The following is a 13,304-nucleotide window of genomic DNA, read 5'->3' as shown; positions in this document are numbered from 1 at the left end:
AGCTTGGCTGCCGAAGGCATGGCCACGGCGCCGGCTGCGGCCGGAGCGGCTGCGGCGGCCGGGGCGGCGGCCACGGGTGCCGGGGCGGCGGCAGCGGCGGGAGCGACGGCGCCAGCGGTGGCTTCGGTGTCGATCTTGGCGATCACTTCGTCGGCAACCACGGTGTCGCCGTCGTTGCGGATGATCTGCGACAGCACGCCAGCCGACGGGGCCGGCACTTCGAGCACGACTTTGTCGGTCTCGATTTCAATCAGGATTTCGTCTTGGGCAACCGCTTCGCCCGGCTTCTTCTTCCAGTTCAGCATGGTTGCTTCTGCAACCGATTCAGAGAGTTGCGGAACCTTGACGTCAACAATAGCCATGGTTGGAATTTCCTTGATGTATTTCGTTTTTGCTTAAGGCAGGTGGACAAAAACATGGCGGCGCGCTCTCTTCGCGCGCCGCCATGCTGGCCACGATCATTTGGTCAGGACAAAGCCCTTGAGCTTGGAGAACGCCGCATCCAGCAGCGCCTTTTGTTGCTCATTGTGCTTGGCGTAGTAGCCCACCGCCGGCGATGCCGAGCGGGGCGACCCGCGTAACCGAGCTTCTGGCCTTCCGCCATGTTTTCCATGATGAAGTGCTGGACGAAGAACCAGGCACCCTGATTCTGCGGTTCGTCCTGGCACCACACGATTTCGTTGGCGTTCGGGTACTTCTTCAGCTCGGCTGCCACTGCCTTGTGCGGGAACGGATACAGCTGTTCCATGCGGATGACGGCCGTGTCGGTAGCGCCGCGTTCCTTGCGGGTGTTGACCAGGTCGTAGTAGACCTTGCCCGAGCACATGATCACGCGCTTGACCTTGCTGGCGTTCAGTTCTTCGTGATCGGGGATGACCGTCTCGAAGTGACCCTTGGCCAGGTCGGACAACGGCGAGACCGCTTCCTTGTTACGCAGCAGCGACTTCGGCGTCATGATCACCAGCGGCTTGCGGAACAGACGGATCATCTGGCGGCGCAGCAGGTGGAAGATCTGGGCCGGGGTGGTCGGCTGGCAGACTTGAATGTTGTGGTCCGCGCACAGCTGCAGGAAGCGCTCGATGCGCGCCGAGCTGTGTTCCGGGCCCTGGCCTTCGTAGCCGTGCGGCAGCATCAGGGTCAGGCCCGAGGCGCGGCCCCACTTCACTTCGCCGGAGGAGATGAACTGGTCGATCACCACCTGGGCGCCGTTGACGAAGTCGCCGAACTGGGCTTCCCAGATCACGAGTGCGTTCGGCTCAGCGGTGGAGAAGCCGTATTCGAAACCGAGCACAGCCTCTTCCGACAGCACCGAGTCGATCACCGTGAACGGTGCCTGGTTCTCGGACACGTTCTGCAGGGGCACGTAGCTGCCTGCATCCCAGCGTTCGCGGTTCTGGTCGTGCAGCACCGAGTGGCGGTGGGTAAAGGTGCCACGGCCGGCGTCCTGGCCAGTGATGCGCACCGCGTAGCCCGAAGCCACCAGCGAGGCGAAGGCCAGATGCTCGCCCATGCCCCAGTCCAGCGACTGGTCGCCGCGGCCCATGTTGGCGCGATCCTTCACCACCTTCTCGACCAGCGGGTGCAGCTTGAGGTGTTCGGGGATGGTGGTGATGCGTTCGGCCAGGCGCTTGAGCTCGGTCACCGGCACGGCGGTGTCGGCGGCGTCGGTCCACTTGCGGTTCAGGAACGGCATCCAGTCCACGGCGAACTTGTTCTTGAAGTTCGACAGGACGGGGTCGACCGTGTGCTTGCCCGCATCCATCGCGGCACGGTATTCCTTGACCAGTTCGTCGCCAAAGTCGGCAGCCACCAGGTTCTGCGCGGTCAGCTTGTCAGCGTACAGCTTGCGCGTGCCCGGGTGCTGGGCGATCTTCTTGTACATCAGCGGCTGGGTAACGGCCGGCGTGTCCTGCTCGTTGTGGCCCAGCTTGCGGAAGCAGATGATGTCGACCACGACATCCTTCTTGAACTCCATGCGGAAGTCCACGGCCAGCTGCATGGCGAACACCACGGCTTCGGGATCGTCGCCGTTCACGTGCAGCACCGGTGCCTCGATCATCTTGACGACGTCGGTGCAATACAGCGTGGAACGCGAGTCGCGCGGGTCCGAGGTGGTGAAGCCGATCTGGTTGTTGATCACGATGTGCATCGTGCCGCCCGTGCCGTAGCCGCGGGTCTGTGCCAGGTTCAGCGTTTCCATCACCACGCCCTGGCCTGCGAAGGCCGCGTCGCCGTGCACTTGCACCGGCAGCACTTCCGCATGGCCTGCGGGCTCGCCGCGGCGTTCCTGGCGGGCCTTGACCGAGCCTTCGACTACCGGGTTGACGATTTCCAGATGAGACGGGTTGAAGGCGAGCGACAGGTGGACCGGGCCGCCTTCGGTGGAGACGTCGCTGGAGAAGCCCTTGTGGTACTTCACGTCGCCGGCAGGCAGGTCATCGACGTGCTTGCCTTCGAACTCGGCGAACAGGTCGGCCGGCATCTTGCCCAGCGTATTGACCAGCACGTTCAGGCGGCCGCGGTGGGCCATGCCGATCACGATTTCCTGCACGCCCTTGCTGCCGCTGTGCTGGATCAGCTCGTCCATGGCAGCGATGAAGCTTTCGCCGCCCTCGAGCGAGAAACGCTTCTGGCCAACGTACTTGGTATGGAGGAAGCGCTCCAGGCCTTCGGCCGCGGTCAGGCGGTCGAGCACGTGCTTCTTCTTCTCGAGCGTGAACACCGGCTTGGAACGCGTGGTTTCCAGGCGCTCTTGCCACCAGCGCTTTTGCGCCTGGTCGCTGATGTACATGAACTCGGCGCCGATGCTGCTGCAATAGGTTTCGCGCAGGTTGTTGAGCAGCTCGCGCAGGCTCATCGATTCCTTGCCGAAATACGTATTGCTGGCGTTGAAGACGATGTCGAGATCGCTTTCGGAGAAGCCGTAGAACGCGGGATCGAGGTCCGGCAGGGGCGGACGTTCCTGGCGCTTGAGCGGATCCAGGTCTGCCCAATGCGAACCAATATTGCGGTAAGCGGCGATCAGCTGCGTGGCAGCGACGCGCTTGCGCCCCATATCGGAGTCGGCCGAAGCAACAATTGTCTTGATCGGGCCCGCCTTGGCGCGCTCTGCGAACGAGGCGACGATGGGAGCGTGGGGGATATCGCGGGCGTTGGAGCCATCGACAGCCGGCACGTTCTGCATCGCGTCGAAGTACGCGCGCCAGTTATCGGGAACCGAGGAGGGATTTTCGAGGTAGGCCTCGTACAGCTCTTCTACATAGGGGGCATTGCCGCCGAAGAGGTACGAATTGCTCTGATACTGCTGCATCATGGGGCGCTCACTATTATCCGGGAATGCCGGAATAAAGCGGGTTCATCAACCTTCCGCGACACGGCTTGACCGGTTAGCGGATCGCAAACAACTCTTTCTGGGCAACAACTGAAACACATTAAATGCATCATTATGCAAACGGCACCGCAGCGGGTGCCGATCTGTTCAGTCGCCCTGAAAGGGTCAGTTGTGCGTGGAAGGACCTAAGTCTTCACTCGCATAAGAATAGCACGTTTGCCGAGTGAGCCGAGGGAATTTTGCCGCAACGCGCGGGGACCGCTTCCCACTGTTGCGAAGCGGCCATGACCGCCTCCCGACGGTCTACTGCTTACCCATCCGTTCGATAGCATGGAGCCGGAAACCAAAGGAGCGATTCGTGCATCTCTTGCCACAACCCCCGCGGGCCTGCGCCCGGCCCCGCCAATGATGCCCGCCCCCAGCGCCGATGCCGTGGCGCCGAGAGCCGCTTCCGCCACGTGGCGCGCCGATCTGGTGGCCGGGCTGGCCATCGCCGGGCTGTTGCTGCCCGAGGCCGTGGCCTATTCCGGCATTGCCGGGCTGCCGCCGCAAGCCGGCGTGATCGCGCTGTTCGCGGGCCTGCTGGTCTATGGCCTGCTTGGCAGCAGCCGCTTTGCCATCGTTTCAGCCACCTCGTCGTCAGCCGCGGTGCTGCTGGCAGCGACCACGGCTGCCGCCGAGGGCGACGCCGGACTGCGCATCGCCCTCGGCACCGCCGTGATCCTGCTGGCGGGGGTGCTGTTCCTTCTGGCGTCGCTGGCCCACCTGGGGGCGATCTCCAATCTGATCGCCAAGCCGGTGCTGCGCGGCTTTGCGCTGGGACTGGCGCTGACCATCGTGCTCAAGCAATGCCCGAAGGTCCTGGACGTGCATCCGGCGCATGGCGACTTCCTGCGCCTGGCCTGGGAACTGCTCGCCAGCTGGCGCCACTGGAACCTGGCGGGCGCCGCCGTGGCACTGATTGCGCTAGCGCTACTGCATGTGTTCGCGCGCTGGCGCGCCATGCCAGGTGCGCTGCTGGTCATCGCCGCCGGCATCGTGCTCGACCTCAGTGGCTGGACCCAGGCACATGGCGTCGCGGCCGTGGGCAACATCGCCCTGCAGTTCTCGGCGCCACGGGTGCCGGACCTGAGCACGGCCGACTGGATGCGGGTGGGCGAACTGGCCGCCGCGCTGGCCCTGATCCTGTACGCCGAGAGCTACGGATCGATCCGCACCTTTGCCATGCGCCACGGCGACGTCGTCTCGCCCAACCGGGACCTGGCGGCACTGGGGCTGGCCAATCTCGCCTCGGGGCTGTTCCAGGGCATGCCGGTGGGCGCAGGATTTTCCGCCACCTCGGCCAACGAAGCGGCCGGCGCGCAAAGCCGCCGTGCCGGCCTGGTTGCGGGCGCCGTGGTCTTTGCAGCGGTGTGCACCCTGCTCCCCTGGATCTCGCACACGCCCGAACCGGTACTCGCGGCCATCGTGATCCGCGCGGTGGGACACAGCCTCAACCCAGGCAGCCTCAAGCCTTATTTCGACTGGCGGCGTGACCGCCTGGTGGCGCTGACCGCCTTTGCCGGTGTGCTGTTGCTGGGCGTGCTGCATGGGCTGCTGCTAGCGATCGGGGTCAGCCTGGCGATGCTGCTGCAGCGCCTGTCGCGCCCGCAGGTGAGCTGGCTGGGCCGCTGGGCCGAGAGCCACGACTTCGTCGACACGGCGCGCCATCCCGAGGCCACCGCGCCCAAGGGGCTGTTGATCGCGCGCCCGGAAGTCCCGCTGTTCTTCGGCAATATCGACAGCGTGCTGGGCACCGTGCGCCAGGCGCTCGCACGCGAGCACCCTCAATATGGCCTGGTGCTAAGCCTGGAAGAATCGTCCGACCTCGACGGCACCGCGCTTGAAGCCCTGGGCGAGCTGGCAGTGTTCGCGAAGGCCCACAACATACCGCTGCGGCTCGCGCGCGTGAAGGACGAGGTGCGCGACCTGCTCGCGCATGCACGCAACCCGGCCCTGCCCGAGGAAATGTGGCGCGGCTGGAGCGTGGACGACGCGGTGCGCGACGCCTTGGCGCAGCCTGCATGAACGGGCCATGCGGGCCGCGCCGCGCCGGCTAGTCCTGACTCGGCGCGATCAGGTCGACCGCGTCCGTAATCAGGGCGTCCAGCCCCCAGCCCAGCAGCTGCGCCGCGCGCGCCGGGTCATTGACGGTATAGCAGACCACCCGGAAACCAGCTGCATGGGCAGCCTGGATAACCTCCGCGGTGAGCTCGCGATGGTTGGCATCGAGCGCCACGCAGTCCAGGCGGCGCAGCCGCTCCAGCCAGTCGGGCGGCAGCGTGTCCAGCAACAGCGCACGCGGCAGGCCGGGCGCGGCCTTGCGGGCCGCTTCCAGCGACTCCTCCGAGAACGACGACAGCAGCGGCGGCACGCCGCTACCCGCCCACAGCGCCTGGGCATCGAGCGCCACCGCGGCGCCGGTCCGCCATTCCGCGCCCGGGACGGGCTTGATCTCGATATTCACGAAGAAACCGTTGGCGCGGGTATAGCGGGCAATCGCCGCTAGCGTGGGAACCGGCTCGCCAGCATAGGCCGGGCTATGCCAGTTGCCCGCGTCCAGCATGGCGATCTCGCCCAGCGTCAGCGCATCGGCACGGCCCTGGCCGCTGGTAGTACGGTCGAGCGTCGCGTCGTGCAGCAGCACCGGGCGCCCGTCGCCCGACAGCTTCACGTCAAACTCGAACATGCGGTAACCAAACGACGCGCCATGGCGGAACGCCGCCAGGGTGTTCTCGGGCGCGAGCTTGCCTGCGCCACGATGGGCGACATGGCGCGGATACGGCCAGGGGGCCAGGGTCATGTCAGGCATCGATGCGCTTGCCGGTATCGGCGTCGAAGAAATGCAGGTGCTCGGCCGTGGCCGTGATCGGCAGGCGATCGCCGCCGCGCACCGGCATGTTGCTGTCCAGCCGCACCACCACCGGCTGGCCGCCCAGCGTGCCGTACGCATAGGAGTCGGCGCCGAGCGCCTCGACCAGGCGGATCTCGATCTCGGCGATTGCCACATGCGCCGCGCATGGCTCGATATGCTCCGGACGCAGGCCCAGCAGCGCGCGCTCGGGCAGGTGCAGGCCCATCGGCAGGTGGCCAAGGGTGGCCGCCGCCCCTTGCGCGCCGGCCTTTTGCTCCACGCGCATCTGCGCCTCGCCCTGCCCGCCATTGGTCCGGGCAACCGGGATCAGGTTCATCGGCGGCGAGCCGATGAAGCTCGCCACGAAGGTGCTGGCCGGGCGCGCATAGACTTCCAGCGGCGTGCCGATCTGCTCCACGCGCCCGCCGTTGAGCACCATCATGCGGTCCGCCAGCGTCATGGCCTCGACCTGGTCGTGGGTCACGTACATGCTGGTGGTGCGCAGGCGGCGATGCAGCTCCTTCAACTCCAGGCGCATCTGCACGCGCAGCTTGGCGTCGAGGTTGGACAGCGGCTCGTCGAACAGGAACACGGCAGGCTCGCGCACGATCGCGCGGCCCATGGCCACGCGCTGGCGCTGGCCGCCCGATAGCTCGTGCGGGTAGCGCCCGGCAAAGCGCGTCGGCTCCAGGCCCACGCGGTCGAGCAGGGCGCGCGAGCGCGCGCTGGCTTCGGCCGCATCGATGCCGTGCACGCGTGCGGTAAAGGCGATGGATTCCTCGATGGTCAGGCGCGGATTGAGCGAGGAGTAGCTGTCCTGGAACACCATCTGCACCTGGCTGCGGTAACGCTTCATCGGCAACTGCGCCGATCCCACGCCCAGCGCATCGAAGATCAGCTCGCCGCTGTTTTGCTCGATGAGCTGCATCAGCAGGCGCGCGGTGGTGGACTTGCCGCAGCCGGACTCGCCAACCACGCCCAGTGTTTCGCCCTTCCTGACTTCGAAGCTGACGCCGTCGACGGCGCGGACTTCGCCGCCGCTGCGCCAGGGCAGTTTCGACTTGAGCGGGAAGTGCTTGACCAGGTCGCGCGCGATCACCAGCGGCTGCGCGGGGCCGCCGACATCGGTGTTGGCCAGGGCGTCGGGCCCCCTGTCTTGCAAGGTTGCTGTCATGGCATCAGTCCTTGATTTCCATCGCCGAGCGAATACCATCGGCGAGCAGGTTGAAGGAGATCGAGGTCAGGAAGATCATGGCGCCGGGCAGGGCGGCAACCCACGGCTGCGTATAGATGGCCGTGCGCAGCGTATTGAGCATCAGGCCCCATTCCGGCTCGGGCGGCTTGACGCCGAGGCCGAGGAAAGACAGGCCCGAGGCCAGGATCATCGACACCGAGATCAGGCTGGTGGCGTAGACAAAGATCGGCCCCAGCACGTTGTTGAGCACGTGGGCGCGCACGATGGTCAGCGACGAAGCGCCCGAGGCGCGCGCCGCATCGACGAACTCGCGGTTGCGCACCTGCGTGGTCACGCTCTCCGCCACGCGCACGATCTGCGGCACGAACACGATGGTGAGCGACAGCAGCGCGTTGCCAACGCCCGCACCGAGCGTGCCCGACAGCGCGATGGCCAGCAGCACCGAGGGAAAGGCGTACAGGATGTCGACCAGCCGCATGATCACGGTGTTGGTCCAGCCGCCGGCATAGCCAGCGACGATGCCCAGCGCGCTGCCGATCACGAAGGCGATCAGCACCGGCGTGATGCCCATGGGAGAGCAGGTCACGCCCCAGCTCGTCGGTGCCAAGCAGGTAGTGCTCCGTGCCGATGGGTTTGAGGCGCTTCATGATCGAGGCCGCGTACGGATCGGCCGGCATCAGCACGGGCGCGATGATCGCCATCAGCACCAGGGCCAGCAGGATCAGCGCGGCCAGCATGGCCAGCTTGTTGCGCAGCAGGCGTTTGCCCACCGTGGTCCAGTAGCCGGGCGAGCGCTGCACGACGGGCACAAGGGCCGGTTTTTTCAGGGTCATTTCCATGGGAGGCTCCCGGGTGGCCTTGGTTACGTCAGGGGTTTCGTCAGTGTTTGCTTCAATGCCGCTGAATACGTGGATCGAACAGCGTCTGCAGCGCATCGACCAGCAGGTTGAGCAGCACGAAGAACACGGCAAGCACAAGGATGGTTCCCTGCAGCAGCGGAAAGTCGCGCTGGAAGATCGCCGAGTTGAGCAGGAAGCCCGTGCCGGGCCAGGAGAACACGGTCTCGATCAGGATCGAGCCGCCCAGCAGGTAGCCGAGCTGCAGGCCCATCACCGACAGCGCGGTGGGCGCGACGTTCTTCAGCACATGGCGGAACACCGCCAGCTCCGACAAGCCGCGTGCCTTCAGGCCGACGATGAATTCATTGGAGAGAATTTCAGCCACGAGGGCACGGATGGTGCGCGCCACGATGCCCATCGGGATCACCGACATTGTCACCGCCGGCAGCACCATGTACTGGATATGCTCCCAGTTCCATGCCCAGTCGCTGGAGCCACCAGGGCCGGCGCCGGTGGCGGGCAGCCAGCCGAGGAACACGGAGAACACGATCACCAGCACCATGCCCAGCCAGTAGTGCGGCATGCTCACGCCGAAGACCGACAGGAAGGAGGCCGTGCGATCCGCCGCGGAATCGCGGAAGTAGCCGGCCACGAAGCCGAACAGGCAGCCAAAGGTGAAGCCGATCAGCGTAGCCACCGCGGCCAGCCGTACCGAGTTGATCACCGCCGTCATCACCTCGCTCATCACCGGGCGGTTGGTGGCGATGGAGGTGCCCAGGTCGCCATGCAGCGCGCGGGTGAGCCAGTGCAGGAATTGTTTGAGGAAGGGCTTATCGAAGCCGTAGAGCACGGTGAGCTGGCGGCGCAGGTCCTCGGAGGCATCGGGCGGCAGCACCGACACCAGCGGGTCGCCTGGCGCGATATGGACCAGCGAGAAACAGAGCAGGGCGACCCCGATCAGGATGGGGATCGCGTAGACGATGCGGCGCAGCAGGTAGAGCATGATCGTAGCCGGGAAGGCGGGCGCGGGGTGCCTGCCGTGGTTTCTCGGGGGCCCGGCCGATGCTTGCCGGCCGGGCATGTTCTGGGTTGCGCTGCGCGCGGCCGGCCCGGGACCGGCCATGCGCGCTCGCCGCCTAGTCCATCGACATGGTGGCGATGTCGATGAACCAGCTCTGCGGCTGCACCACGCCCTTGACCTTCCTGGAGATCGCGCGCGGGCCTACGTCATGCGCGATCAGCACGAAAGGCGCTTCTTCCACGATGCGGGCATGCAGCTTGGCCAGCGCCGTGTCGCGCGCCTTCTCGTCGAAGGAGGTGCGCGCCGTTTCGATCAGCTTGTCGAACTCCGCGTTGCCGAAGTAGCCCCAGTTGTTCGAGACCGGCGGCTGCGTCTTGGTGCTGACAAAACGGACCATGGCGAAGAACGGGTCCATCGCCGCAAAGCTCACGTTGATGGCGTTGGCGCCATGCGCGCTCGGGTCCTTGGCGCCGATGCGCCAGTTGGTAAACAGCGTGTTCCACTCGACCACGTCGAAATCGACGTCGATGAAGCACGCCTTCAGGTTCTGCTGCACGTACTCGTTCATCGGCAGCGGCTGCATCTGGCCGGAGCCCGATGCCGAGACCTGCACCTTCACTTTCATCGGCTTGGCGGCCGAATAGCCGGCTTCCTGCATCAGCTTGCGCGCGGCGTTGGCGTCGTACTTGATATCGAACGTGGGGTTGCCCCACCACGGGTTGCCCTTTTCGACGATGCCCTTGGATTCGGCCATGTAGCCGCCCAGCAAAGTCTTCAGGCCGTCGCGGTTCACGCACAGGTTGGCCGCCTGGCGCACGCGCTTGTCGAGCCAGGGCGACCCGGGCGCGAACGACAGCTGCCACGGCCACATATGCGGCTGGGCATTGGCGTAGACCTCAAAGCCGCGGCTCTTGATCTGCGCCACGGCATCCGGTGCCGGCGCCTCGATCCAGTCGACCTGGCCCGACAGCAGCGCGGCGGTGCGGGCATTGGCCTCCGGCATCGGCTGCATCACCACCTTGTCGATCTTGGGCACGCGCTTGGCGTCCCAGTACTGCGCGTTCTTCACCATCTCCAGCCGTTCGCGCGGCACGAAGCGGCTCATCTTGAAGGGACCGGTGCCGGAAGCATCGGCGGCAAAGGCCACCCAGGCTTGCTTGGAACGCTCTGCGGCGTCGGTCACCGAGGCCGGCACGGCGGCCAGCTTCTTGTCCCATTGCGTGGGCGACGCCATGAACAGGTTGCTCAGGTTGTACGGCAGGAAGGAGTCGGGTTCCGACGTGATCAGTTCCACCGTGAGGTCGTCGATCTTCCTGGCAGCGCGCAGCGTGGGCATGCGCGAGGCGGTCACGCCGACCTGGCTGGGATCGAACTGCCTGGCGGTCTTGTCGAGCACCTTGCCCACGTTCCACACCACAGCGTCGGCGTTGAACGGCGAGCCATCGTGGAATTTCACACCGGGGCGCAGCTTGAAGATCCACTTGGTCTTGTCCTTGGCATCGACCTTCCATTCCGTGGCCAGGTCGGCAATCAGCAGGCTGGGGCCGTTGGCCTTGGACAGGTCCCACTGGGTCAGCCCGTCGTACATCGGGATGCCGGTGAAGCGGTTGCCTTCGAAGCCCTGGTCGGGCTGGCCCAGCGTGCGCGGGATGTCGGCGGCGGTCATGCCGATGCGCAGTACCTTCTCGGCCATCGCGGTGCCCGGCAAGGCGAGGATCGAGACGGCGGTGATCGCGGCAGCGGCGGCGATGGACTTCAGGCCGGGTTTCACGCTTCTTGCGGAGTCGGAAGAAAAAACGGTCACGGGCAAAGCTCCTGGGTGGGGGGAGGGGGAGACAGAACCAGTTAAGCAAGTCATATGCCAGTGCCGATGCCCGAGTCTTGGTCCGGCGGCGTTCTCGCCATGGCCTGTTTTTTGCTGACTTCCCCGCCTGACTCCCAACCAACCGGCTTTCCCGACATGGACCAGCAACACCTTCCCCGTATCAACGCAGCACGCCTGTGGCAATCGCTGATGGACCTCGCGCAGATCGGCGCCACGCCCAAGGGCGGCGTGTGCCGCATCGCGCTGACCGAACTGGACCGCCAGGGCCGCGACCTGGTGGTCGGCTGGTGCCGCGAGGCCGGGCTCGACGTGCGCACCGACGAGGTAGGCAACGTGTTCGCGCGCCGTGCCGGCAGCGATCCCCATGCGGCTGCGGTGGCCACCGGCAGCCACATCGACACCCAGCCCTCGGGCGGCAAGTTCGACGGCAACTTCGGCGTGCTGGCTGGCCTGGAGGTCATGCGCACGCTCAACGACCTGGGCATCGTCACCCGCGCACCGCTGGAACTGGCGTTCTGGACCAACGAAGAGGGCACCCGCTTTACGCCCGTGATGATGGGCTCGGGCGCCTTTGCCGGCGTGTTCGAGGCGGCGTTCATCCGCGCCCAGCGCGACCTCGACGGCATCAGCGTGGGCGAGGCGCTGGAGCAGATCGGCTACCGCGGCGAGCAGCCCGTGGGCGACGTGCCGGGTGGCATGTTCGCAGCCTATTTCGAGGCGCATATCGAGCAGGGGCCGGTGCTGGAAGCCGCCGGGCTGCCGATCGGCGTGGTCAGCGGCGCGCTCGGCCAGCAGTGGTACGACGTGACCGTGACCGGCATGGACGCCCATGCCGGCCCCACGCCGCTGGCGCTGCGCCATGACGCCATGCTGGCGGCGGCGCGCATGATCGACGACGTCAATCGCATCGCCGTGGCGGAGGCCCCGCACGGGCGCGGCACAGTAGGCTACGTGCAGGTCACGCCCAACTCACGCAACGTGATTCCGGGCCGCGTGGACTTCTCCGTGGACCTGCGCAATCTGTCTCAGGCCGGGCTGGACCGCATGGACGCCGCCATGCGCGCGTCGTTCGCGCAGATTGCGCAGCGTGGCGCGGTGGAGGTGGCGATCAGCCAGGTGGTGAAGTTCGAGCCATGCGCGTTCGCGCCAGCCTGCGTGGACAGTGTGCGCCGCGCCGCGGCCGCGCTGGGCCTGCCGCACATGGACGTGGTCAGCGGGGCAGGGCACGACGCCGTCTACGTGGCGCAACGCGCGCCCACCGGCATGATCTTCGTGCCGTGCAAGGATGGCATCAGCCACAACGAGCTGGAAGACGCGCTGCCCGAGCATATCGAGGCCGGTGCCAATGTGCTGCTGCAAGCGATGCTGGAGCACGCACGATAAGGCGTTAAGGGGCGTTAAGGGGCGTTAAGGCCTTCTGGCGTTCTGGCGCCGTGGAGACTCAGTGGGCGATCGAACGCGAGATCGCCCACGCGCATTCGATCACCATCGGCGCCAGCTTTTTCTGTGCCTCGGCCATGCTCCAGCGGCTGGCCGGCGGCGACACATGCACCGCGCCCACCGCCTGCCCCTGGCTGTTGACGATGGCCGCGCCCACGCCCATATCGCCCAGGAACAGCTCCTCGTTGTTGCAGGCGTAGCCCACCGTCCGGCAAGCCACCACCGCCTCGAAGATCGCCGCCACATCGGTCAGTGTGGCCGGCGTGCGCGCCACCCGGGCCGAGTCCTCCAGCATGGCCATCACCTGTTCGTCCGGTAACGTGCTCAGGTACGCGCGGCCGCTGCTGGTGCAGTACATCGGGATGCGCATGCCGACGGGCGTCAGCACCGGGATGTACTTCGACGTCATCAACTGCGCCACGTAGACCATCTCCAGCCCCACTGGCTCGGTCAGGTTGGCGGACTCGCCGCTGGCATTGGCGAGCTGCGACAGGTAAGGGCTGGCGACCTGGATCAGCGCGTCGGCGGACAGGTAGTTGTAGCCGATCTCCATCACCTTGGGGGTCAGCCGGAAGCGCCGCGTCTGCGGGTGCTTGGCCACATAGCCCAGCGTTTCCAGCGTATGCACGGTGCGTTGCGCGGAGCTCTTGGTCATGCCGGTCAGCCCCGCCAGTTCGGCCAGCGTGAGGGTGCGGTGGACTGCGCTGAAAGCCCGCAGCACTTCCAGCCCCTTCTCCAGCGACTGATTGAAAGCGGGTCA

8 protein-coding genes and 2 pseudogenes are annotated in these 13,304 nt (G+C 66.2%); 2 read left to right on the top strand and 8 right to left on the bottom strand.

The features are described from left to right. Together OR16_RS40230 and OR16_RS35525 are read right to left on the bottom strand one after the other, a co-directional pair. Positions 1-362: biotin/lipoyl-containing protein (locus OR16_RS40230; protein WP_006163820.1), on the bottom strand; the 362-nt coding region annotated here is incomplete at its 3' end. A gap of 96 nt (positions 363-458) precedes the next feature. Next, positions 459-3,313 (bottom strand): annotated as a pseudogene (locus OR16_RS35525) (2-oxoglutarate dehydrogenase E1 component). A 423-nt stretch (positions 3,314-3,736) separates the two neighbouring features. Between OR16_RS35525 and OR16_RS35520 the strand changes: the two are divergent. After that, entirely contained in the window at positions 3,737-5,398 is a 1,662-nt protein-coding gene (locus tag OR16_RS35520) for a SulP family inorganic anion transporter (RefSeq protein WP_006163816.1), read from the top strand. 28 nt (positions 5,399-5,426) lie between these two features. Here OR16_RS35520 and ugpQ read toward each other — a convergent pair whose 3' ends face one another. The 5 genes and pseudogenes from ugpQ to OR16_RS35495 form a co-directional block, all read right to left on the bottom strand. Next, positions 5,427-6,182 carry a glycerophosphodiester phosphodiesterase gene (ugpQ, locus tag OR16_RS35515; RefSeq protein ID WP_006163814.1) on the bottom strand — a complete coding sequence of 252 codons (756 nt, stop codon included), beginning with the start codon at positions 6,180-6,182 and terminating at the stop codon, positions 5,427-5,429. Continuing rightward, complete coding sequence (locus tag OR16_RS35510; RefSeq protein WP_006163812.1) at positions 6,175-7,398, bottom strand: ATP-binding cassette domain-containing protein; 1,224 nt, start codon at positions 7,396-7,398, stop codon at positions 6,175-6,177. The genes ugpQ and OR16_RS35510 overlap by 8 nt, the downstream gene beginning before the upstream one ends. Before the next feature lie 4 nt (positions 7,399-7,402). Beyond that, positions 7,403-8,258 (bottom strand): annotated as a pseudogene (locus OR16_RS35505) (ABC transporter permease). Positions 8,259-8,310: 52 nt separating this feature from the next. Next, positions 8,311-9,261 (bottom strand): ABC transporter permease, encoded by a 951-nt coding sequence (locus OR16_RS35500; RefSeq protein WP_006163811.1) that lies wholly within the window; start codon positions 9,259-9,261, stop codon positions 8,311-8,313. Between the two features lie 133 nt (positions 9,262-9,394). Continuing rightward, complete coding sequence (locus OR16_RS35495) at positions 9,395-10,972, bottom strand: ABC transporter substrate-binding protein (RefSeq protein WP_237717339.1); 1,578 nt, start codon at positions 10,970-10,972, stop codon at positions 9,395-9,397. A gap of 267 nt (positions 10,973-11,239) precedes the next feature. Between OR16_RS35495 and OR16_RS35490 the strand changes: the two genes are divergently transcribed. Beyond that, entirely contained in the window at positions 11,240-12,487 is a 1,248-nt protein-coding gene (locus OR16_RS35490; RefSeq protein ID WP_006163807.1) for a Zn-dependent hydrolase, read from the top strand. 58 nt (positions 12,488-12,545) lie between these two features. Here OR16_RS35490 and OR16_RS35485 read toward each other — a convergent pair whose 3' ends face one another. After that, positions 12,546-13,283 (bottom strand): IclR family transcriptional regulator, encoded by a 738-nt coding sequence (locus OR16_RS35485; protein ID WP_050983209.1) that lies wholly within the window; start codon positions 13,281-13,283, stop codon positions 12,546-12,548. Positions 13,284-13,304 lie beyond the last annotated feature (21 nt).

The organism is Cupriavidus basilensis OR16, assembly GCF_000243095.1.
Taxonomy (GTDB): domain Bacteria; phylum Pseudomonadota; class Gammaproteobacteria; order Burkholderiales; family Burkholderiaceae; genus Cupriavidus; species Cupriavidus basilensis_D.
This window is presented reverse-complemented; position numbering and strand designations above follow the sequence as displayed.

Coding starts and splice junctions, on each gene's coding strand:
- OR16_RS35500 (WP_006163811.1), bottom strand. CDS start 9,261: ATGCTCTACCTGCTGCGCCGCATCGTCTACGCGATCCCCATCCTGATC.
- OR16_RS35510 (WP_006163812.1), bottom strand. CDS start 7,398: ATGACAGCAACCTTGCAAGACAGGGGGCCCGACGCCCTGGCCAACACC.
- OR16_RS35495 (WP_237717339.1), bottom strand. CDS start 10,972: ATGGCCGAGAAGGTACTGCGCATCGGCATGACCGCCGCCGACATCCCG.
- ugpQ (WP_006163814.1), bottom strand. CDS start 6,182: ATGCCTGACATGACCCTGGCCCCCTGGCCGTATCCGCGCCATGTCGCC.
- OR16_RS35520 (WP_006163816.1), top strand. CDS start 3,737: ATGATGCCCGCCCCCAGCGCCGATGCCGTGGCGCCGAGAGCCGCTTCC.
- OR16_RS35490 (WP_006163807.1), top strand. CDS start 11,240: ATGGACCAGCAACACCTTCCCCGTATCAACGCAGCACGCCTGTGGCAA.